Below are 23,700 nucleotides of genomic sequence, written 5' to 3'. Positions count from 1 at the left end.
CATCACTCACTGTCTGATGGTGCCGCAAGCACCAACTCTAAATAAACTTCACCTGGCTCTTCCGAAGGCTTGCGCACAAAACCGGCGCGTTCAAACACCGCCAGCATTTTGCCGTTCTCCGAACGCACGTAAGCGAGCATGCGCTCAAGGCCGCGTTCGCGGGCAATTCGTTTCATTTCTTCTAACAGGCGGGTTGCCATGCCTTTACCGTGCTGAGTTTCTCGCGTTACAAAGGCCACTTCACAGCTTTTTTCGTCGTGTAGCAGATAATAGCGACCAACGGCTTGAATCTGCGCCATTGAGCCTTTTTGTCGCACAATACATAACGCCAAATCACGCGACTGATCGACACTCACCAAGGTGCACGATTTTTCGCGACTCATGCTAGTGGGTACCGTGTTGTAGCGCATCTGCAGGGTTTCTTTGGTGTGTGAATAGAAGAACTCTTGCAGGCGGCGCTCGTCACTCGGGTTCAGGGGACGTAAATCAAAGAACTCACCATTAATGGAGATCTCTTTAAAGCCAACCGGGCCAAGCTCAGGCACTTCTACCGAGTGCAGAATTTGATAGTGGGGCACATAGTAATGCTTACGCACTTCTTCTAATAATTGCTGGCGGAATTTTGGATGCGCAACACGAATTAATTCCAACGCACGTTCACGAATACTTTTACCGCGCAGCGATGCCACGCCAAACTCGGTGACCACGTAGTACACATGCGCGCGCGAGGTGGCGACGCCACTGCCTTCGCTAATAAATGGCACAATCCGTGAGACGGTCCCGTTTTTGGCGGTTGAGGGCAGGGCGATCACTGGTTTACCGCCAGGACTCATGCTGGCGCCACGGCTAAAGTCCACATGCCCGCCAATTCCACTATAAAAATGATGACCAATGGAATCCGACACCACTTGCCCGGTTAAATCCACCTCAATGGCGCTGTTAATCGAGACCATTTTTTCGTTGCGGGCAATGTTCGCGGGAGAGTTCACATACTCCGACGGATAAAAACCAATGTGCGGATTGTTGTTCACAAAGTCGTACAGCTTTTTGCTACCGATACAAAAGCTCGTGACGGCTTTGTGCTGGTGATAGGTTTTCTTGCGGTTATTAATCACGCCGCTGAGCATTAATTCCATGATGCCGTCAGTAATGAGCTCGCTGTGTACGCCTAAGTCTTTGTGATTGCTCAAGTAGCGCAAAACGGCATCGCAAATTTTGCCAAAGCCAATTTGAATGGTGGCGCCATCTTCCACCAACAACGATACATACTGGCCAATCCGCTCGGTCACGGCATCGAGCTCAGGCGCGGTAATTTCTGGCAGGTCTTGCTCGGCTTCAAAAAAGGCATCAATTTGACCTTTGTGAACGAATGCTTGGCCAAAAGTGACGGGCATTTTCGGATTCACTTGGGCAATAACCTTTTTCGCTGAACGCAAGGCCGAGGACACAATATCTACGGACACGCCAAGCGAATGGTAACCGTATTGGTCGGGCGGGCTCACCATGATGAGCGCGGCATCAAGAGGCAGAATCTCTTCGCTAAATAACGACGGAATATCAGACATGAACGCTGGAGTGTAATCGGCACGGCCCTCAGCAACGGCTTTGCGTACTTTCTCGCCGCCAATAAACAGTGAGTTTACTTTAAAGGTTTGGTTGTACTCAGGGTTTACCCAGTGGTTATCGCCAAGCGCGTAAATCTGCACAATTTCGATATCGTGAAAGTGTTGACTGTGATCGGCAAGGTCGTGCAGCAATGCGTGAGGAACGCCTGCGTGGGTGCCAATAAAAATACGGTCACCAGACTTTAGTAGCTGTTGCCACTTTGCCGGTTGGCCATCAACCATCAACTGTCGTTCATTGCTACCCATGGTCTCATTCCTTATGCCGTACTAATACTGCAATGAGTTACTAAGGCAGTATAAACATAATTTTGGCTTCGACGAAATTGGCGCTATGCTGTGGGGCGTCATTTTTCAAACAATAAGAATAAACCTATGACACAACTCACAGAATCGTCCCGGCGACACGCTCTTGGTCCAGGCATTATTTTAGCGGCAGCAGCTGTCGGCGCGTCACATCTTGTCGCCTCAACCCAAGCGGGCGCTTTATTCGGTTGGCAACTTTGGTGGGTGATTGTTTTGGTGAATGTGCTGAAGTATCCGTTCTTCCGCTTTGCCGTTACCTACACACTCGAAAGTAAGCAAAACTTAATTGCTGGATACTACGGTGAAGGCAAGATTTACCTGTGGCTCTTCACGATTTTGAATACCATTGCGGCGGTGGTGAATACGGCTGGCGTGTTGCTGCTAACAGCCAGCTTATTGCGACTATTTATTCCTGAATTGTCACTGTTAGCCCTGTGCTGGCTGATATTACTGGGTTGTCTGTTGGTTATTTTAGGTGGCCAATATCGCATGCTCGACACCCTTTCGAAATGGATTATGGCAAGCTTGAGCTTCGCCACCGTGGTTGCGGTGATTATTGCGTGGGGAAGCGCAACGCCGCCACCAGCTGACTTTGTTGCGCCATCTCCATGGCAACTCTCAGCATTGGCTTTTTTAGTTGCGATGATGGGCTGGATGCCTGTTCCCATTGAGCTGTCAGCAATTAATTCGCTGTGGTTGCAAAGCAAGCAAAAGCTCACCCGAATCAGCTTGAAGCACGGGTTATTCGACTTCAATTTAGGCTATTGGGTAACCGCGGCTTTGGCAGTCGTGTTCCTTTCGCTTGGCGCCTTGGTGCAATTCGGTAGTGACCAACCGATTGCATTAGCCGGTACGCAGTTTGCGCAGCAATTTGTCAGCATGTATGGCAATACCATTGGCGCGTGGTCGGAATATTTAGTCGGCGGTATCGCTTTCTTGTGTATGTTTGGCACCACACTGGCTGTACTCGATGGCTACGCACGAACCCTCAAAGAATGCCGTTCGCTTCTAGCACCGTCAAAGAAGAAGAGCGAGTCTCAAGCTAAGTCTGACAGCCTCACTTGGTGGGTCATCGGACAGTCAATCGCCGGTATGCTAGTAATTATTTACTTTCAAAGCGCGCTCGGGCCAATGCTGACATTTGCGATGACGTTAGCGTTCTTAACCACGCCGTTTTTCGCTTGGCTCAACTTTAAGCTGGCGCGAAAAAATGCCATGTCGAAGCGCATGCGAGCCTATGGCTGGATCGGATTAACCTACTTAATAGTCTTTGCGTTGGGTTATTTGTACTTTTTGCTGTTCATGGGCTCGTGACCATCTTGAAAATCAGTACGTTTAGCTCACTCGCCTTGAGCTTTACCAAGCGATTGCATTAAATGGAACAACAATAAAACCAGAGGAAGTAATCATGAAGGGCATGAAACATCTCATTTTCGCAGTGATGATGGGGTCAAGCTTGGTTGTAACTGCAACCGCAACAGAACTCCCAGAAGCTAAAATCGCCGCGGACGAAACGGTTGTGACTGAGCACAGCACCACCATCAACGGTCAGCGTTTTAAATACACCGCAACTACCGGCACCCAGCCAGTGTTTAACGAAAACGGCGAAGCAACCGCCGCGTTGTTTTTCACGTACTACGAACGCCAAGGCGTTAAGAACCGTGAAGAACGACCGCTATTAATCTCATTTAATGGTGGCCCGGGCTCTGCGTCTGTGTGGATGCATGTGGCTTACACCGGTCCAAAATCACTTCGTGTTGATGACGAAGGTTTCCCACTCATGCCGTACGGCGTGAAAGACAACCCGCATTCAGTACTCGATGTCGCTGACATTGTGTTTGTGAACCCAGTGAACACTGGCTATTCGCGTCCGTTGCCGAAGAAAGACGGCTCACAGTATTCACGTGATGAACTGCAAAAAATGTTCTTTGGTGTGAATGCCGATGTGAAATATTTAGCTGATTGGATCAACACCTTTGTGACCCGCCATGAACGCTGGCGCTCACCGAAGTACCTGATTGGTGAAAGCTACGGTACTACGCGTGTATCAGGTTTAGCGCTTGAGCTACAAAACCGTCAGTGGATGTATTTGAACGGTGTCATCTTGGTATCGCCAACGGATATCGGCATTGAGCGTAACGGCCCAGTAAAAGCAGCGAACCGCTTACCGTATTTTGCCGCGGCAGCTTGGTATCACGATGCACTGAGCTCCGATCTGCAAAGCAAAGATTTGCTCGAGTTATTGCCTGAAGTTGAGAAGTATACGCTTGATGTTTACTTACCAGCTTTAGCGAAAGGCGCAATGTTGCCTGCCGCTGAGAAAGAGCAAATTGCAGCGCAAGTAGCGAAGTACTCTGGTTTAGATAAACAAACCGTGTTGCGTGCCAACCTTGATATCAGCACTTCGTTTTTCTGGAAAGAGTTGTTGCGTGATCGCGGTCAAACCATTGGTCGTTTAGATTCGCGCTACCTCGGTATTGACCGTGATGACGTGGGTTCACGCCCTGATTATAACTCTGAGCTGACTTCTTGGTTGCACTCGTTTACCCCAGCTATCAATTATTACTTGCGTGAAGAGCTAGGTTACAAAACAGACGTGAAATACAACATGTTTGGCCCAGTGCATCCGTGGGATCGCAGCAACGACAATACCGGTGAAAACTTGCGTCAAGCAATGGCACAAAACCCATACTTGAATGTGTTAATTCAGTCAGGTTACTACGACGGCGCCACCAACTACTTTGATGCGAAATACAATATGTGGCATATCGATCCAAGCGGTCGTATGGCTGACCGTATTGGCTTCAAAGGTTATCGTAGTGGTCACATGATGTATTTGCGCGCAGAAGATTTGAAATTGTCGAACAACGACTTGCGTGAATTCATAAAAGCGACTATTCCTGCTAAGGACGAAGCAGCGAAATACTAATTACCAAGGAGATAACCCATGGATTTAATCCGGATTATTATCGCAATTTTGTTACCACCGCTGGGCGTGTTTTTGCAGGTCGGTATTGGTAAGCATTTTTGGATAAACATTGTACTGACGTTGCTCGGCTATATTCCTGGCATCGTGCATGCGGTTTGGGTTATCGCCAAAAAATAACAATAAGGTTTACCCATGAAAAAATTATCTACGCTGGCCCTTGCGGTCAGCGTCGCACTCTCATTTTCTGCGCAAGCCCAAACCGAAAACGGCTGGGACGTCAATAATCCTCAAGGTGAGTTCAAAGACATTCAGATCAAAACCTCTGAAGGTACTTGGATGAACGTGGACATGAGCCCAGACGGCAAGTTCATTGTTTTCGATATGCTTGGTGATATTTATCGTATTCCTGCTAGCGGCGGCGATGCTGAATTATTGGTTGGTGGTATTGCTTGGAGCATGCAGCCGGTTTATTCACCGGACGGCAAATATATTGCTTATACCTCAGATGCTGACGGCGGCGACAATATTTGGATTATGGATGCGGATGGTAGCAACCCGCGCCAAGTAACCGACGAAACCTTTCGTTTGTTGAACAGCCCAGCATGGAGCCCAGACAGCGAATTTATCGTCGCCCGCAAACATTTTACCGCAAGTCGTTCTCTAGGCGCAGGTGAAGTATGGATGTACCACCGTTCAGGCGGTTCGGGTGTGATGTTAACCGAGCGCCCGAATGATCAAAAAGATTTAGGTGAGCCAGCGTTTTCGCCAGATGGGCGCTATATCTATTTCTCGCAAGACGATACCCCAGGCAAAACCTTCCATTATAGCAAAGATTCTCTGGAAGGCATTTACAAAATCAAACGTTATGATCGCGAAACCGGTGATATCGATGTGATTTTAAGCGGTGCCGGTGGTGCGATTCGTCCAACGCCTTCGCCTGATGGTAAGTATTTGGCTTACATCAAGCGTGAAGACTTCAACAGCGTACTGTATTTGTACGACTTAGAGTCAGGCGAAAAAACACGTCTGTACAATCAGCTTGATCGCGACATGCAAGAAACGTGGGCTATTCATGGCGTGTATCCGACCATGGACTGGAGCCCAGATAGCAAGAAAATGATTTTCTGGGCTGACGGTAAAATCATGCAACTCGATGTTGCTAGCCGCAGCACTCGCGTGATTCCGTTTAGCGTGGAAACCACCAAGAAAGTCCAAAATGCGTTGCACTTCGAAACCAACCTAGATGAAGACCAGTTTAAGGTGAAAATGCTACGTATGGTGCAAGTTGCGCCAAACGCCAAGCAAGTTGTGTTCGAGGCACTGGGTAAGCTTTATGTACGTAGCTTGCCAAACGGCGAACCGAAACGTCTCACCAAACTTGAAGGAGCATGGGAGCTTTATCCAAGCTACTCACGCGATGGTAGCAAGTTGGTTTATGCAACGTGGGATGATCAAAAGCTAGGTCAGCTGATTGTTCGTGACGTGAAGTCAGGCAAAGAAACCGTGTTGGCAACTGGCAAAGGTAAATTCGTTGAGCCGGTATTTAGCCCAGATGGTAACGCTGTGGTGTATCGTAAAATTCGTGGTGGCTATATCACCTCAGATACTTATGGTTTAAACCCAGGTGTTTATCATTTATCGCTGAACAAAGGCGCGAAACCGCGTTTGATCAGTGAAAGCGGCAGCTCGCCACAATTTGGTGCACGCAGCGATCGCGTTTATTTGATGGCATTCAATGGTTCACCGTCGTTAATGAGCGTTGATTTGGTCACCAAAGAATCACGTACGTTGTACACCGCTGAGCACGCAACCGAGTTCCGTGTTTCTCCGGATGGTGAGCACTTGGCGTTTGCTGAGCGCTTTAAAGTATTTGTGACGCCATTTGTTGAGCGCGGTGCGCCAATTCGTATCAGCCCAACCGACAAGCAGTTCCCTATTGAGCAATTGTCTGTTCGTGCCGGCGAAAACATCTCATGGAGCGGTGATGGCCAAGCGCTATATTGGTCACTTGGCCCAGAGCTTTATCATGCGTCAGTTAATGGCTTGTTTGGCATTGATGGTGAATCAGAGTTCGAGAAAGTGGCGAATGGTTTGGATATCAGCTTTACAGCCGATGCCGGCATTCATGACGAAACTGTGGCATTTGTTGGTGGTCAGGTGATTACCATGGAAGGCGAGCAGGTCATTGAACGTGGCACCGTGGTTGTCAAAGGCAACAAAATTGTTGCGGTCGGCAGTGTCGATGACGTGACCGTACCAAGCGGCGCAACCGTGATAGATACCACCGGTAAAACCGTGATGCCGGGCTTGTTCGATGGTCACGCGCATGGCCCGCAAGGTGATAACGAGATTATTCCAGAGCAAAACTGGAAAACTTATGCCACCTTGGCGTTTGGTGTTACCTCGATTCATGATCCGTCAAATGACACGACTGAAATCTTTGCCGCCAGTGAATTGCAAAAGGCTGGTTTAATTGCTGCACCACGTACATTCTCAACCGGTACCATTTTGTACGGTGCGAATGGCCCGGGTTACACCGCGCACGTGGATGACTTAGACGATGCTAAGTTCCACCTTGAACGTCTGCAAAAAGTGGGTGCATTCTCGGTGAAGAGCTACAACCAGCCGCGTCGTAATCAGCGTCAGCAGATTATTCAAGCGGGTCGTGAATTAGGCATGATGGTGGTACCAGAAGGTGGTTCATTGCTGCAACATAACTTGAGTATGGTTGCCGACGGTCACACGACGATTGAACACTCGATTCCGGTCGCGAAAATCTATGACGATATCGAGCAGTTCTGGAGCCAAACCGACGTAAACTATACGCCAACGTTGGGCGTTGCATACGGCGGTATCTGGGGTGAAAACTACTGGTATGCTGAAACTGACGTGTGGAAGCATCCGAAGTTATCGAAGTTTGTCCCAGACGATGCGTTAGTCGGTTCTGTGCGCCGCGAAAAAGCACCGCACAACCATTACAACCACTTTAACAACGCCGATGTCGCTAAAAAGCTACAAGACTTGGGTGTGGATGTGGTGGCTGGTGCCCACGGTCAGCGTGAAGGTTTAGCGCAGCATTGGGAAATTTGGATGATGGCACAAGGTGGTATGACACCACTGCAAGCACTGGCAACATCAACCATTAACCCAGCCAAAGAGTTTGGTATGGACAAATATATCGGCTCGCTGAAAGCGGGTAAATTGGCTGACATTATTGTGATTGATGGTAATCCGTTAGCGGATATCTCAGTCACTGATCGCGTGACGCATACCATGGTGAATGGCCGCTTGTTTGATGCGGAAACCATGAACCAACTGGTGCCAAAAGCCGAACCACGCAAGCCGTTTTTCTGGGAATAGACCATAGTCGCATCACACAATTGATGTATCTCAGAAAAATTATGTCTATAATCCCGCTATATTCTTATAGCGGGATTTATTTTTTTTATGAATAACATTAAAGATATTGACCTCAACTTATTGGTCTACCTCGACGTGTTATTGCGCGAGCGAAATGTGACCAAAGCCGCTGCGCAACTCAATATAACTCAGCCCGCCATGAGCAATGGCTTAAAGCGTTTGCGCACCTTGCTCAATGATCCGATTCTAGTACGCACCAGCGAAGGTATGCTGCCGACTGAAACCGCGCTACGCATGCAAGAGCCAGTGCGTCAAATTCTGTATTCCGTAGAAGAAATGGTACAGCCGGCGCGTGAGTTCGATGCCGCTACCAGTGACCGCGTATTTCGCATTATGGCGTCAGACTATGCCGCATCGACATTGATGCCGCGACTACTCGAAAAGCTCAAACAACAAGCACCCCATGTGGCGCTTGATATCATGACACCGAGTGACATCAGCTTCCATGACGTTGAAAACGGTAAAGTTGACCTTGCCATTAACCGCTTTGAGAAATTGCCGCAGTCATTTCACCAAAAAAACTTATGGGAAGATGACTTCAGTTGCCTTGTGCGCAAAGACCATCCGTTGGTACAGAACTACACGCTTGAGAATTACCTCAAGGGCGAGCATGTGTGGGTGAGTAAAACTGGTTTTGGTGTCGGGGTGGGGATGGATCCGCACGATGTTCAGAAACTTGGTTGGGTTGATGAAGCGCTTGGTAAACTCGGTCACAAACGTGAAATCCGCGTGTTTACCCGTAACTATCATGTGGCGATGCATTTAGCCCGCCAAGGGCTTATTGCGACATTACCAAGTCAGGCCGCCGCGTTATATCAAGATGATGATGAGTTGGTAATGCTAGAACCGCCGTTTACGATTCCGGCACTGGAGCTGACCATGATTTGGAGTCCACTCCTGCAACATGACGCGGGTCATCGCTGGTTCCGTCAGTTGATTACTGACACTGCCGCACATCATTAGTTATGAGTGACGCGAAACGCGCGGGCATGTTCGCTCGAAAAATATTGCAAGGCTTTCATAAGCACTATGCATTGTTTCAGGACGTGACTCGCCAAGCGCGTGATCGCTTTGCTCACGGTGATTGGCATGCGGGCCAGTATGCGGCAACTGTGCGCATTAGCTTTTATGACCAGCGCGTGCGCGAAACCACCGCTGTGCTGAATAAGCTGACCGGCGGTGAACTTAACGAAGCGCTTTGGTTAGAAACCCGCAAAATTTACCAGCAATTCTTACAGTTTCATCCGCAGGCTGAGCTGGCTGAAACCTTCTATAATTCGGTATTCTGTAACCTTTTTCATCGGCGCTATTTTAACAACGCCTATATCTTCGTTGAAACCACGCTAAGCGACAGCATTCCACTGGCGCTGGAAACCGAGTTCCGTTCGTACTTTCCGGTAGTGCAGGGCATGCGGCGCACGTTAGCGCGTATCATGGGCGACATCGATTTTGGCGCTGAATATGATGACTTATCCGAAGACATTCGCTTGCTACGCAAAGCTTTTCGCGAACAAACCGCCGCCGGTCAGCTTTCGACGTATCAGTTGCGTATAGACGTACTCAAAGAACCATTCTTTCGTAACAAAGCGGCTTATGTAGTCGGTCGGATTGTTAGTGCCAATCGTATTTTCCCGTTTATCGTACCGGTACTGCGCAATAGCGCAGGACGACTTTATTTGGATGCCCTGATTACCGATACCGATCAAATGGCGATTATCTTCGCCTTTGCGCGCTCGTATTTTATGGTTCACACCCGTGCGCCATCGGCGTTAGTTCGCTTCTTAAAAGGCCTGATGCCAAAGAAAACAATTGCGGAGTTATACTCGGCAATTGGCTTACACAAGCAAAGTAAAACCGAATTCTATCGCGACTTTCTGCACCATTTGGATGCCAGTGACGATAAGTTGGTAGCGGCGGCCGGTATCAAAGGGATGGTGATGACAGTGTTCACGTTACCGTCGTATCCGTATGTATTTAAAGTCATCAAAGATAAGTTTGGTGGCGGCAAACAAATGAGCCGACAAACAGTTATTGACCGGTACCGCATGGTCAAACGCCATGATCGCGCTGGACGTATGGCAGATACTTATGAATTTGCCAATGTGGCGATTCCGCTAGAGCGCATCTCGCAAGATTTGCTTGATGAGCTGACAAATACCGTCGCTGGCAGTTTAAAAATTGAGGACGGGCAACTGGTGATCAGCCAATTGTTTGTCGAGCGCCGCATGATGCCGCTGAACATCTTCTTAGAATACGGTACTGACGCGGAAATCGAATTGGTCATGAAGGATTACGGCCAAGCCATTAAAGATATGATGGCAGCGAATATATTCCCCGGCGATATGCTGCTGAAAAACTTCGGTTTAACGCGCCATAAGCGAGTGGTGTTTTATGATTACGACGAAGTTCAGTACCTCACTGAAATGAACTTCCGCAAGTTACCGAAACCAGAAACCTATGAGCAAATGATCGCACCCGAGCCTTGGTATGCGGTTGGCCCCAATGATGTCTTTCCTGAGCAATTGGCGACTTATGCGGTACCGCAGCCGAAGTTACGAGATATCCTACTGAAATATCATCCGGAGTTAGTGGATGCAGAGTTTTGGCGACAACAACAAGAGAATTTGGCGCAAGGCGTGATTACGGACGTATTTCCGTATCCGGAGGCCGTGCGCTTTATGCGTTGTGTGCGCACGACCTCTGCATAAGCGTTACTCGTTAGTGATTAAAGACGGTAAATAAACCCTCGTTTAGCCACATGTGGGCGAGGATACTGACGATATAACCAAGAGCGATGACCGGGGTCCATTTTAGGTGGCTAGCGAAGGTGTAATAACCACGGGCTTGTCCCATCAGTGCCACACCTGCGGCTGAACCAATCGACAATAAGCTACCGCCAGTACCTGCGGTCAAGGTAATCAATAGCCACTGACCGTGTGACATATCCGGATGCATTGATAGCACCGCAAACATCACTGGAATGTTATCAATTAATGCGGACATTAAGCCTAACGCTACGTTGGCAAAGGTTGGACTCATATCGAGATACAAGGTATTTGAGAGCAACGAGAGATACCCCATAAAGCCAAGCCCACCGACTGCTATGACGATACCGTAGAAGAACAACAACGTATCCCACTCGGCTCGTTGTACCCGGTTAAATACATCAAACGGTACCACGCCACCCAATCGCTCGAGGCGCGCCATATCGCCGGCGCGCTCTGCCATGGCGCGCTTACGTGCCAACGAGCCGGGTAATGTCATGCGCAAGAAATAACCAAAGAATTGTAAATAACCCAGACCCATCATCATGCCAAGAACAGGTGGTAAATGCAGCCACATGTGGCAGGCGACGGCGGTAGTAATGGTGAGTAAGAAGAGAGCCGTAATACGCAAAGCGCCGCGTTTTAGCTCGACCTCTTCATAAATTGCGGTTGGTTTACGGTCTTCGATAAAGAAGCTCATGATCACCGCCGGTACCAAGTAGTTCAGTAGTGACGGAATAAACAAGACGAAGAATTCTTGAAACTCAACCATTCCGGCTTGCCAAACCATCAACGTGGTGATGTCACCAAATGGGCTAAAGGCACCGCCGGCATTGGCTGCAATGACAATACTGATGCACGAGACGCTAATGAACTTTTTGTCTCCGTCGGCCACTTTCATGACCACGGCACACATCAATAAGGCGGTCGTGAGGTTATCGGCAACGGGCGAAATAAAGAATGCGAGAAATCCTGATAGCCAAAATAGTTGCTTATAGGTGAAGCCCTTTTTAATCATCCAAGCGCGTAAACTATCGAATAATCGACGCTCTTCCATCGCGTTGATGTAGGTCATTGCCACCAGCAGGAACAGCATCAATTCGGCAAATTCGAGCAAATTATGGCGGAACGCTTCTTCGGCTACTCCTGGCAGATCGTTTTGCATGTAGACAAAACCGATCATGATCCAAATTAAGCCGGCGGCCAGTAGCACGGGCTTTGATTTGCGCATGTGCAGCTTTTCTTCACCCATCACCAAAATATAAGCAACGGTGAAAATAATGATGGCGGCAATACCAACGTTAGCGGAGGTCAAGTCGAGTTGACCAGCGGCCGCGAAAGCGGCGGGGGAGAATAGGCTCGCGCCCAACAACAACAGCAGTACTTTCCACATGATTGTTATTCCTTCAACATGCGAGGCTTCAGGGGTGAACAGCACAATTTTTAAGATGAATCGTCTGTTCAGGCGCGCGCATACTACCACAAAAAAGCCGCCAAACACCTGTGCTTGGCGGCTTATACCCAGTATTTTCCGAGGTAATGCTAAAGAGGTATTCGTAAACCTTTGCTTACGCCGGTTTTTTGAACTGTTCTTCTTCAGTCGAGCCGGTAAGTGCTGTTACCGACGACTTCCCTCCTTGAATCACATTCGTCACGTCATCGAAGTATCCGGTACCAACTTCCTGTTGATGCGCAACAAACGTATAGCCTTTGTCGGCTGCCGCAAATTCTTGTTGCTGCAATTTCACGTACGCTGACATATCGTTGCGTGCGTAATCATGCGCAAGTTCGAACATGTGGTACCACATGTTGTGTACGCCAGCTAAGGTGATGAATTGGAATTTGTAACCCATCGCCGCGAGCTCTCGTTGGAATTTAGCAATAGTCGCGTCATCTAGGTTGCGCTTCCAGTTAAAGCTTGGTGAGCAGTTGTACGCCAATAATTTACCAGGATACTGTGCATGAATTGCTTCGGCGAATTTGCGTGCTTCTTCTAAGTCAGGCTTGGCAGTTTCACACCAAAGTAAGTCAGCGTACGGCGCATAAGCTAAACCGCGTGAAATGGCTTGATCGATACCAGCATTCACACGATAAAAGCCTTCGGCGGTGCGCTCGCCGGTGCAGAACGGCTGGTCATTTGGATCAACATCGGAAGTAAGCAAATCAGCGGCGTTCGCATCAGTGCGAGCGAGAATGAGCGTTGGCACACCGGCAACGTCAGCAGCGAGGCGCGCTGCAATTAACTTTTGCACCGCTTCTTGAGTTGGTACTAAAACCTTCCCGCCCATGTGGCCACACTTTTTCACCGAGGCTAACTGGTCTTCAAAATGTACGCCCGCAGCGCCGGCACGAATCATCGCCTGCATCAGTTCGTAAGCGTTCAATACGCCACCAAAGCCAGCCTCGGCATCAGCGACAATCGGTGCGAAATAATCCACATAGCCTTCTTGTTCTGGGCCGATACCTTTTGACCATTGAATTTGGTCTGCGCGGGCGAAGCTATTGTTAATACGCTCAACCACCGTTGGCACTGAATCCACTGGATACAATGACTGGTCAGGGTACATGCTGAGCGAGGTATTGTTGTCGGCAGCGACCTGCCATCCGGATAAATAGATAGCTTGTAAGCCAGCTTTTACTTGCTGAACGGCTTGCCCGCCGGTGAGCGCACCGAGTGCATTCACATAGTCTTTGCCAAATTTCTCTTGCGCGGCACCGTTGACTAAACGCCAAAGTTTCGCCGCACCGTTTTGTGCATAGGTACATTCAGGCTGAACACTGCCGCGCAGGCGCACCACATCCAGTGCTGAATAGGTGCGTTCAACGCCAGTCCAGCGTGGGTTTTGCTGCCAATCTTGTTCAAGTTGTTTCGCGGCTTCTGCTTGGTGAATTGAAGTTGTCATGGTTGTTGTCCTGTTAAGTGATTGAATTATTATTGAATAAGGTCGTAGCCTGGCAGCGTGAGAAACGCCACTAGCTCATCGGCGGTCGTGATTTGTTCGAGCAGTTGCGTCGCTTTTGGAAAATTCTCGCCAGCCCAACGTTCATCACCGACTTCCCCGCGAACAACCTGTGCTTCTTGCTCGAGGTAATTACGGAACAGCTCTTTGGTGACCACTTCGCCGTTATCGAGGGTTTTTCCGTGCTTGATCCACTGCCAAATCGAGGTTCGTGAGATTTCCGCAGTTGCGGCGTCTTCCATGAGGCCGTAGATGGGCACACAACCTTTACCGGATATCCAGGCTGCGATGTATTGCAGCGCCACACGAATATTGGTGCGCATGCCAGCCTCGGTGCGCTCACCTAAACTCGGTTGTAGTAAATCTGCAGCGGTTATCGGCGCATCAGCTTCGCGCAGAATATGCAGTTGGTTATCCCCTTGTAAGCCCGCAACAAATACTTCGCGAACCGTGTCAGCTAAACCTGGGTGCGCAATCCAAGTACCGTCATGACCATTGTCCCGTTCAAGCTCCTTATCTGCTTTTACCTTGGCTAGAATGGTGGCATTTTCGGCTGGATCTTTGCTTGGTATAAATGCGGCCATACCGCCCATCGCAAGGGCGCCACGTTTATGACAGGTTTTTACTAGCAACCTTGAATAGGCGTTCAAAAACGGTTGATTCATGGTCACGACTTGGCGGTCGGGAAGAACCCGATCGGGATGATTTTTTAAGGTTTTGATGTAACTAAAAATGTAATCCCAGCGACCACAGTTGAGGGCAACGATGTGTTCGCGCATGGCATAAAGAATTTCATCCATCTGGAACACTGCCGGTAAGGTTTCAATCAATACGGTTGCGCGAATGGTGCCGCGCGGCTGTTGAAAATAGTCCTCGGTAAACGTGAAGACATCCGCCCACCACTGCGCTTCGCTGCTATGCTCAAGTTTCGGCAGGTAGTAATAGACACCGGTACCACGTGACACACGTTGTTGGTAGTTGAGATAAAAATATAGGGCGAAATCAAATAAGCTTCCTGGAACCACGTCGCCATCGAGCATCACGTGCTTCTCGGGCAAATGTAAGCCGCGCACACGTGCAATCAGAAGTGCTGGATTTTCTTGTAATTGGTAATGTTTATTCGAAACGGGGTCGGTATAGGTCATTTGGCCCGTATTGGCATCGAACAAGTTGATTTGTCCTTGCAACACACCTTCCCAAGTTGGTGATTGGGAATCCTCAAAGTCGGCCATATAGCAATCGACATTGGCATTGAGCGCGTTAATGACCATCTTCCGATCAACGGGGCCGGTGATTTCCAAACGACGTTTGGTGAGATCTTTAGGGAGTGTGGCTACTTGCCAGTCACTATCACGAATCGACGCTGTCTCAGGGGCGAAGTCGGGGAGCGCACCGGCATCGATTTGTTGCTGACGTTGTTGTCGATTAACCAATAGGTTGTGTAATTGCGGGCGAAATTTGCGTACCAATTCGACCAAAAATTGTTGGCAGTTTTGATCTATCAAACCTGCAGCAGGTTGCTCAAGTTTTGGGAGCTTTAGTCCGTTCATAATCTATCCAGTTGTTGTTCGTGTGTTAACGAACTCAAGGCTAGACTGAATTGATATAATACAACAAATGAATGAAGTGGATTGCAATCATTCACTGTGTGAATGATTAATTAAATCAAACGAACGGATTTAACCAAACAATGCGCCAATAAACGCATGCTGGAGTATTTTTAAACAATAACGCCCTCACGATGAGGGCGTTATATCAAAACGGATGTGCTGACTATTTCATTCGTGAATAAAGCAATTTTTGATACCAGCTGCGTGGTAAGAAGCGCTTCATATACCATGCCATACGGCCCTGACGATGAGGAAGTACATGGCTTTTCTTCTTCTCGACGGCTTTCATAATCAGGCGGGCAATATCAACCGCATTTAATTTACTCGAACGCATGAGTTTATCGAGTTTTTGCTCCATGCCATCAATGGAGGTACGCATACCTTGCCCTAAATTGGTTTTAAAGAAGCTCGGACACACTACGGTGACATGGATGTTATCTTTTTTAAGCTCGTTTTGCAGGGTCTCTGATAAGCTCACTACTGCAGCTTTTGTCGCGTTGTATGCGGACATATTCGGTACATCCAGAAGCCCCGCCATCGACGCAACATTAATAAAATGACCGTGACCTTGGCGTTTAAACATTGGCGTGAATACCTTACAACCGCGTACCACACCTAATAGATTAATATCGATAATCCATTGCCAGTCATTAAGTGTCGTTTGCGTGAGTTGGCCAACTTGCGCCACACCGGCATTGTTGACCACCACATCCACGCCGCCCCATTTTTCTTCGAGCGTTTTGGCAACCTGTTCAAGGTCGCTCACTCGTGTTACATCGCAGGGCATGAACATGGTTTGCGGTTGAATTTTTTGCAAGCTACCAATGACGGCTTCGCCACGTTCAATATCCCGATCACCGATACATACGCGCCAACCACCTTTTGCGCAGATTTGCGCAAGGGCAAAACCAAGGCCGCTGGCGCCGCCAGTGATAAAAATTCGCTGCGGTTTCATGAAATGTTCCTGAATTAATTATACTTAGGGGGCTATAGAAGCAGATACGGGCCGATCAATCAATTGCCGCAGTGACATTGAACTATAGCCGGTGAGCTCCTCAAATGCAGCAAAATAAGTTTCAGAGTTAGCGGCGGCACCGTCTTTCACCAGTCGTGAATAGGTTTCCCATAAGGCGAAGATACCAGCACGAACGCCATTGGCTTGTAACTGAGCATGTAAATCGGCATTAGCGACTAACCCACAGCTATAGTGTGCGCGAAAATTAACACGACCCACATTGATAAATGGCTCGCTTGCCGGCCACGAAGCAATACACTCTTGTTGCGCTTTACGCACGGCTTCTTGTACCAGTTGATTACTTTGATTCAGCTTGGTATCGGTATACAGATATGACATCAGCTCTGCGGCACCTTCGTGGATCCACGCTTCATCAGAACTGGAATACTTGAGCCCCGCGCCTTGGAACAAGTGCGCAATTTCATGTGCAAAAAACCAAAGGGTATTCTTCTCATCAAGGTTTTGTAGTGCTTGCTCGCCATACCAATGCATAAATACTTGATTGGGCAAAACGCCGCCTTGGTGACCGAAATAACCGCCTTCGTAGTCACTATAAGACGCAAACAATGTCGGCGTTTGAGTCAGCGCACCCAGTTGCTTGGTGTAATAACTCATCATCATCGGTAACTCGGTCACCATGTCGTGTTGTAACGATTGTGGCAACACCGGATCAATGATGGCAACCAGAGCGGCAAAGGTCTCCGGCGGCTGTGAGCCAATGTAAATAGCGCGACCACTGTCACGATCAAGCCATTCGTGAAAACCAAGTCGCAATTGCCCGTCGACGAGCAGATAATCATTCGTGGTTAAATTAACCGCCATGGGCCATTCATGATGCGCCGCCGCGCACTGATCGGCACAGGCAAAAAAGCGCGCGGTATGAATCAGCATGCCGCCGTCACTAAATGGTGAAAACGGCGCATAATCTTTGGGGAGTGGGGTGTAGCTGGCGTCGAGCACAAAAGCCGCTTCGGAAAATGGTTGGCCGTTTTTACTGAGGATCACTTCAGAACCATTTTGCCAACCAATCTGAATGTTGTCGGTAAGCGGTTGCCAGCGCTCCGCGCGCGATTGATTAGGCGAACGCACAAACTCGAGGTGTGTCACGGGTTCGTCTAATTGATAGGTCACCGTCCAGCCGAGATCGGATTTACTGAGCGTAATCAACCGTATCTGCGAATCTGCCGGCGCAAACCACAGCAATAGCACAAGAACCAGAGCTGCAAGAGCAATGAAATAGCGCACGTTATTTAAGCCTCGTTATGTAACCTCTGTTATCAATGTAGCACCAGCCTTGCATTGGCTCCACGATCTTTCACTTTCGGACAATATTCTTTCTTTATTTTTACTGTGACAGTTCTGTTTCGGTTCAGTGAATCTTTCGTGACAAACCGGTTTTGTCACAAATTTGTCATGCCTACTCACTAATCTGCCTGCGTCGTTTAATTACTTACATTCGTTCCTTCCAGGAGAACACAATGAAATTGCAAACTCTTTTCCAAGTTACCGCTGTTGCTTCAGCATTAGCTCTCGCCGGTTGTGGCGGTGATATTGAAATTTCACCAACCGTGAATGACAACAGCGTTGTAAATAACGGTTCTGGTGGTAGCTCAGGTGGCGACACTACCGCCGATAACCTGTGTGCAACCAACAACGGTGTGCAAGGTGCATTTGACGGTCGTGACTGTGAATACAACCTTGAGTTTGCAAGCCGTAATATCGAAATCACTGAAGACATCACATTTGCTGAATTGCCAGATGGCGGTGTGCACGTATTCGATGGCGCACTATTAATTGGTGAAGATTGTGATACCACCACCTCGTGTACTATCAATCAAGATGGTCCTGTGATGACAGTTGAGCCAGGTGCGACTTTGGCATTTACCAGCGGTGAAGCAATCATTCGCGTTGCTCGCGGTGCAAAATTAAATGCAATCGGTACCTTCGACAAGCCAGTAACCTTCACTTCAGCAAACGCTTTTACACGTTTTGATGTGGTTGGCAACGGCCCACGTTTTGCAGATTGGGGCGGTATTATCATTAATGGTGAAGGTATCACCAACCAGTGTACTGATGCGCAGCGTGATGCAGGCACCTGTAATGTTGCTTCTGAAGGCATCGTGAGCTACTACGGCGGTAACGATAACGCGGATGATAGCGGCTCGATGAAGTATGCGAAAATCTGGTATGCCGGTTCAGGCCCACGTGCAGGCGGCGACGGCGATGACTTGAACTCACTGACATTAAACGCAGTTGGTTCAGGCTCTTCTTATGAGTTTATTCACATTCATCAAGGTTACGACGACGGTATCGAGTTCTTCGGTGGTGCAGCTGATGTGAAACGCGTTGTATTCACTGACACCCAAGACGATTCAATGGATATCGATGCGGGTTGGCAAGGTAACGCACAATTCCTATATATCAAGCACGGCACCGTTAACGTTGACGGTACTGACGTATACATGGGTAACGGCGGTTTTGAAGCTGACGGTGAGAAAAACTCAGGCGCAGAATACTCACAAGCACCAACATCACGTCCAAACATCGCGAACGTGACTGTTGTGACAACTGACGGCTTATCAACTCGTGATAACGATCCATCAACCGCTATGAAGTTTGACGATAACTTCCAAGGCCAACTGTATAACTTCTTGTTAGTTAAAACCGACGTTGCAACCAACGACACCCGCTGCATCCTCTTTACTGGTGACGGCGAACTGGGTGTAACCGATGGTGACTTGAACTTCTTCAACTCAGCAATGGCGTGTGTTGCAGAAAACGAATTCACTTCAGCTGATTTGTTTGCCAACGGCACCAGCCGTCAAGCTTGGTTCGACAACAGCGGTGTGAACGCACGTTTAGGCGGAAATGCAACTGTATTCGGCACTGATGGCTTCGCAACGGATATGTCATCGTCTGATATCACGGTGACTGCAAATGACTTGAGCGCTTTAGGCAACAGCTTCTTTGAAGCAGTTGATTACATTGGTGCGGTATCAAGCACGGATACATCATCTGAATGGTACCAGTGGGTTGAAACTGCGTTAGCTGCTGCAGAACAAGATTAATCACACTTGTTGCATAGCAATCTATGGCAGGCGTGCTGGTGGCACGCCTGCTATTACCGATAACGCAGGAGTTGACGATGAGCACCAATTATAAACTCAAGCCGCTAGCTCTAGCGGTCAGTATTGCCCTTCTTGCGAGTAGTCAAGCTTACGCGCAGCAGCAAGAGGCCGAGCAAACAGCAACCGAAACCGCCACAGATACAGCTATTGAAGAAGTTGTGACCACAGGTACGCGTTTACAAGGCAGTGCAGCTGCAGTTGTTGATGAGCGTAAAAACCAAGCGTTCGTGGCAGATATTCTTGGTGCTGAACAGTTATCAAGAACCGGCGATAGCGATGCGGCTTCGGCATTACGCCGCGTAACCGGCTTAACTTTGGTTGACGGCAAATATGTTTACGTTCGTGGCCTGGGTGAGCGTTACTCAAGCGCTCGTTTAAATGGCGCAAGTATTCCAAGCCCAGACTTAACCCGCAACGTTATTCCGCTTGATATTATTCCTTCAACGATTATCGAAAGCTTAGCGGTACAGAAAGTATTTTCACCAGCTATGCCTGCAGCCTTTGGTGGCGGTAATATCGATATCCGTACTAAATCATTACCGTCTGATTTTCAGGTAAATCTTGAGGTTGGTATTGGTCAAAACACCAATGCTTCTGATGGTTACACATATAGCCGTAACGAAGCAGGCGTGCCGCAAAACATTCGCGAAGCAATTGTGAAATATCGTGGCGACTTCAGCTTGCGAAACATTGTCAGCCGCGAAGGGCTTGTTGCCAATGAAACGGGCTCAGCAAGTGACCAAGCGCGCGCGATAAATTCTGGTTTAGCACAATCGCTACCACGTGATATCGCCCTGCAAGAAGACTCGCTCAACCCGAACTACAGCATCAAAGCCAGCATTGGTAACAGCTTTGATGAAGAGTTGTTCGGTGGCAGCATCGGTTTCTTATTAGCTGGCGCGTATGATACCAAATGGGATGTTTCAGAGCGTACCAATGCGGTTTTGAGTGAGAATGCGACTGAGGGCTGTGCGACGACACTCAACAGCGCAGAAGAAGTCTCAAACTCGTGTTACAACACCTTAAGTGAGACCACGCTTACCACTGAAACCGAACGTTTAAATGGCGTATTCAGCGTTGGTTATGAGCTTGATACGCACCGTGTCAGCTATACCAAACTATATTTGACCGACTCAGAAGACGAATCTGAGTTCGGCATTATGCAAAGCCCGAACGGCAGTAACTTAAAGACTATCTTTGGCTCTGGCTTGGCGAATCGTGAACACGAATTTAAATACGAAGAGCGTACGCTTGATATTGATCAAATTCGTGGTCAGCACACGTTCCTAGATTACTGGGGCATCGGTTTTGACTGGCAATACACGGAGTCAAAAGCTGAAACGGATATTCCTACCGATATTTCGTATCGTTTTGATGATTTGTATGACAGTCAGGGTAATTACCTCAGTACTGTTGTGACTGGTGACGATAACCGAGCGGTTTATCAGTACGTTGATATGCAAGATAACGTGAAATCTTACAGCGGTAACTTCAGTTTGCCGACCAATGTCGGCGGCATGGATATCGAATTGAAAGCCGGTTACGACTTTACTGACAAAGCTCGTTATTACACTACTGACCGCTTTGCCATGGATAACGGCTCTGGCCTGCGTGTAACCGTCAATGAAGACGCGAACGATGTTCTGGGCGTAACGGATTACTTAACCGACGAGCGCATTGCAGAGAACAACTTCTTGTTGTCTTATCGCGAGCCAACGTCGCCAGATGCAGACGATTATTTGGCAGTGCAGAAAATCGATGCGTTTTACGGATCATTTGATGCGTTCCTGACTAACAACTGGCGTTTAGCCGGCGGTGTACGTTGGGAAGAGTTCAAGCAAGTATCATTGGCAACCTCGAGCTTGATCTTCACCCGTGAAGATTTAGAAACCTTCTATTCAGTGGACCGCATCATGAACGGCACCACCATTGAAGACGATTTCTATCCAGCGTTGTCACTCACTTATATCAGTGATGATAACTATCAGCTTCGTTTCGGCTTCTCTGAAACGGTGGTTCGCCCTGATATTCGTGAAACCGTGCCAGTTGCTTACTATGACCCAATCACCGATATCCGTACTATCGGTCGTGCGGGCCTTGAAAGCAGCCCAATGACGAACTTTGACGCGCGTTTCGAGTACTTCGCTGATAACGGTGATAACTACACCATCTCGGCTTTCTACAAGGATATTGAAAAGCCAATTGAGTCCGTTTTAAGTGTGGGTGATGAAGAGTACACGTTGAACTACGTGAACGGTATTTCAGCTGAAGTATACGGCGTTGAGTTCGAGTGGTTACATGATTTGACCTACTTAGCTGACGGCTTCTTCACCGCTGGTAACCTTACCTTAAGTGATTCCGAAGCAGTGATTGACCCAGCGCTAGCGGGTAACTTAACGAACCCAACCAAGCGTATGACTGGCCATTCAAAGTACGTTGCTAACCTCCAGTTAGGTTACGATTCACTGAACGGCAATCATTCTAGCTCTTTGGTTTACAACGTATTTGGTGAGCGCATCTTAGCCGCAGGTATCGGTGGTCGTGGTGATGCTTACGAACAGCCGTTCCACTCGCTTGATTTGGTTTATAACTATTACCCGGACTTTAATTCGAAAATCAGTTTTAAAGTGCAAAACTTGCTTGGCGAAGACCAAGAAGTGACGCAGTCTGGCGTGATTGTTCAAACCCGCGAAGTAGGGCAGGTGTTCAGCTTAAGCTACAGCTACGAGTTCTAATTGGTAGCACGACATGACGAAAGGAGAGGGCGCAGGATGCGCCCTTTTTTTTGTGTTGAAATTAGAACACGTAAATAAAACCGACACTCACTTCGGCTTCATAATTACTACGAGCAATCGGACTGTCCTGTACGTCGCTGCTGTAATACTCATACAGTGCTTCTCCGAAAATTTGCCAATTGTCGTTTAGGTAGTAACGATAGTTGTAGTCCAACCCAATTGAACGAAAGCCGCCGCTCATGCGTGTTTCAGCTAATCCTGATGCTAAGGCTTGCTCAGCGGTGATACCAAAACCGTGATTTGCGTACTCACTATCGTGAAACGATGCGACGAGGGAAATTTCAGAGCCCGTACCGTCATAAGTATCGCCAAAGCGACGACTGATACCAAATAAACCAAGACTACCATTACCGCCAGTGACCACACGGCTAACTAAGTGATAACGCCAATCGGTATCAAGAGCTCGGCGTGCAGTGACGACAAATTCAGTACTTTCTTCGCTATCGCCAAGACCATTTAAGCGGCCATCATCAGAGTCACCTTCTTCGCGGCCTTCATCGAAACCAATTGCAGCTTCGAATAACCAATTGTCTGAGCGCAGACCACGCCAGCCCAGAGCTTCTCCGGCCCAAAAGAAAATATCATCACCGTTACGCCACTGCACTGCACCGGCAGGCTGAGGCTCAAATCCAAATTCGTCTGAGCCTTCATAGGCCGTTTCATATTCAATGCCTAAGCCCAGAGCGAAGCTCCAGCCATCGTTACCCTTGGTAAAATCGTCAACAGAAGGCAAAGGTACTAACGCCGTTCTCTCTTCTTGCGCAACTGCCGATGGCAAGAAAAACCCATGTATACAAACAATCAATAGTAAACCCGTAAACTTTTTCATATTGCACCTTTCTTGAATGAGCTCGGACACAATGCATCCGAGCGATAGTCTGTAATTCAAGTGAAGATTACGTTGGACGGTTGTCAATAGATCTCACGCCTGAATATTTTCTGAATGCTTGATGCAAAAGGTTTGCGGCTTTAAGGAATTAAGTCAGGGAGGAGGGTATAACTGGCACAAATCTGGCACAAAGCCACAAAAAGAAAAGCCCCGCTATTGCTAGCGAGGCCTTATCAATAATGGTGCCCAGAGGCGGAATCGAACCACCGACACGGGGATTTTCAATCCCCTGCTCTACCGACTGAGCTATCTGGGCGTCGG

Annotated in this window: 15 protein-coding genes and 1 tRNA gene; 8 read left to right on the top strand and 8 right to left on the bottom strand. The window is 48.4% G+C overall.

Going from position 1 to position 23,700, the window contains the following annotated elements; genetic code table 11:
* Positions 1-2: 2 nt before the first annotated feature.
* Complete coding sequence (locus BM292_RS10420; RefSeq protein WP_245751918.1) at positions 3-1,871, bottom strand: GNAT family N-acetyltransferase; 1,869 nt, start codon at positions 1,869-1,871, stop codon at positions 3-5.
* 126 nt (positions 1,872-1,997) lie between these two features.
* Between BM292_RS10420 and BM292_RS10415 the strand changes: the two genes are divergently transcribed.
* The 6 genes from BM292_RS10415 to aceK all read left to right on the top strand — a co-directional run bounded on the left by BM292_RS10415 (position 1,998) and on the right by aceK (position 10,985).
* Positions 1,998-3,242: an NRAMP family divalent metal transporter gene (locus tag BM292_RS10415; RefSeq protein WP_092858319.1), complete on the top strand. Its 1,245-nt coding sequence runs from the start codon at positions 1,998-2,000 to the stop codon at positions 3,240-3,242.
* A gap of 103 nt (positions 3,243-3,345) precedes the next feature.
* Positions 3,346-4,857 (top strand): S10 family peptidase, encoded by a 1,512-nt coding sequence (locus tag BM292_RS10410; protein ID WP_092858634.1) that lies wholly within the window; start codon positions 3,346-3,348, stop codon positions 4,855-4,857.
* A gap of 18 nt (positions 4,858-4,875) precedes the next feature.
* Entirely contained in the window at positions 4,876-5,034 is a 159-nt protein-coding gene (locus tag BM292_RS10405; protein WP_092858317.1) for a YqaE/Pmp3 family membrane protein, read from the top strand.
* Positions 5,035-5,049: 15 nt separating this feature from the next.
* On the top strand, positions 5,050-8,217 hold the full coding sequence (locus BM292_RS10400) for an amidohydrolase family protein (protein ID WP_092858315.1): 3,168 nt from the start codon (positions 5,050-5,052) through the stop codon (positions 8,215-8,217).
* A gap of 87 nt (positions 8,218-8,304) precedes the next feature.
* The gene (locus BM292_RS10395; protein WP_092858313.1) at positions 8,305-9,240 is read left to right on the top strand and encodes a LysR family transcriptional regulator; all 936 of its coding nucleotides are present in this window, start codon (positions 8,305-8,307) and stop codon (positions 9,238-9,240) included.
* A gap of 2 nt (positions 9,241-9,242) precedes the next feature.
* A complete protein-coding gene (gene aceK, locus BM292_RS10390; RefSeq protein WP_092858311.1) occupies positions 9,243-10,985 on the top strand; it encodes a bifunctional isocitrate dehydrogenase kinase/phosphatase in 1,743 nt (580 codons plus the stop codon).
* A gap of 10 nt (positions 10,986-10,995) precedes the next feature.
* On the opposite strand, the gene nhaD is transcribed toward aceK, so the two are convergent.
* From nhaD to BM292_RS10365, 5 genes are all read right to left on the bottom strand, one after another.
* Positions 10,996-12,435 (bottom strand): sodium:proton antiporter NhaD, encoded by a 1,440-nt coding sequence (gene nhaD / locus BM292_RS10385; protein WP_092858309.1) that lies wholly within the window; start codon positions 12,433-12,435, stop codon positions 10,996-10,998.
* A 175-nt stretch (positions 12,436-12,610) separates the two neighbouring features.
* A complete protein-coding gene (aceA, locus tag BM292_RS10380) occupies positions 12,611-13,945 on the bottom strand; it encodes an isocitrate lyase (protein ID WP_092858307.1) in 1,335 nt (444 codons plus the stop codon).
* Positions 13,946-13,974: 29 nt separating this feature from the next.
* The gene (gene aceB / locus BM292_RS10375; RefSeq protein WP_092858305.1) at positions 13,975-15,552 is read right to left on the bottom strand and encodes a malate synthase A; all 1,578 of its coding nucleotides are present in this window, start codon (positions 15,550-15,552) and stop codon (positions 13,975-13,977) included.
* Positions 15,553-15,775: 223 nt separating this feature from the next.
* Positions 15,776-16,567 (bottom strand): SDR family oxidoreductase, encoded by a 792-nt coding sequence (locus BM292_RS10370; protein ID WP_092858303.1) that lies wholly within the window; start codon positions 16,565-16,567, stop codon positions 15,776-15,778.
* Positions 16,568-16,591: 24 nt separating this feature from the next.
* The gene (locus BM292_RS10365) at positions 16,592-17,872 is read right to left on the bottom strand and encodes a hypothetical protein (protein WP_092858301.1); all 1,281 of its coding nucleotides are present in this window, start codon (positions 17,870-17,872) and stop codon (positions 16,592-16,594) included.
* Positions 17,873-18,105: 233 nt separating this feature from the next.
* On the opposite strand from BM292_RS10365, the gene BM292_RS10360 reads away from it, so the two are divergent.
* The gene (locus BM292_RS10360; protein WP_092858299.1) at positions 18,106-19,695 is read left to right on the top strand and encodes a beta-helix domain-containing protein; all 1,590 of its coding nucleotides are present in this window, start codon (positions 18,106-18,108) and stop codon (positions 19,693-19,695) included.
* Between the two features lie 77 nt (positions 19,696-19,772).
* Positions 19,773-22,490, top strand: a complete 2,718-nt coding sequence (locus BM292_RS10355) for a TonB-dependent receptor plug domain-containing protein (RefSeq protein ID WP_092858297.1) — start codon at positions 19,773-19,775, stop codon at positions 22,488-22,490.
* A gap of 61 nt (positions 22,491-22,551) precedes the next feature.
* Here the strand turns inward: BM292_RS10355 and BM292_RS10350 are convergent, their stop codons facing one another.
* Together BM292_RS10350 and BM292_RS10345 are read right to left on the bottom strand one after the other, a co-directional pair.
* Positions 22,552-23,379: a MipA/OmpV family protein gene (locus BM292_RS10350; RefSeq protein WP_092858295.1), complete on the bottom strand. Its 828-nt coding sequence runs from the start codon at positions 23,377-23,379 to the stop codon at positions 22,552-22,554.
* Between the two features lie 240 nt (positions 23,380-23,619).
* A tRNA-Phe gene (locus BM292_RS10345) sits at positions 23,620-23,695 on the bottom strand.
* Between the last annotated feature and the right edge of the window lie 5 nt (positions 23,696-23,700).

This window comes from Pseudidiomarina tainanensis (genome assembly GCF_900115255.1).
Classification (GTDB): domain Bacteria; phylum Pseudomonadota; class Gammaproteobacteria; order Enterobacterales; family Alteromonadaceae; genus Pseudidiomarina; species Pseudidiomarina tainanensis.
The sequence above is the reverse complement of the archived record's forward strand: the minus strand, read 5'-3'. Positions and strand labels throughout refer to the sequence as shown.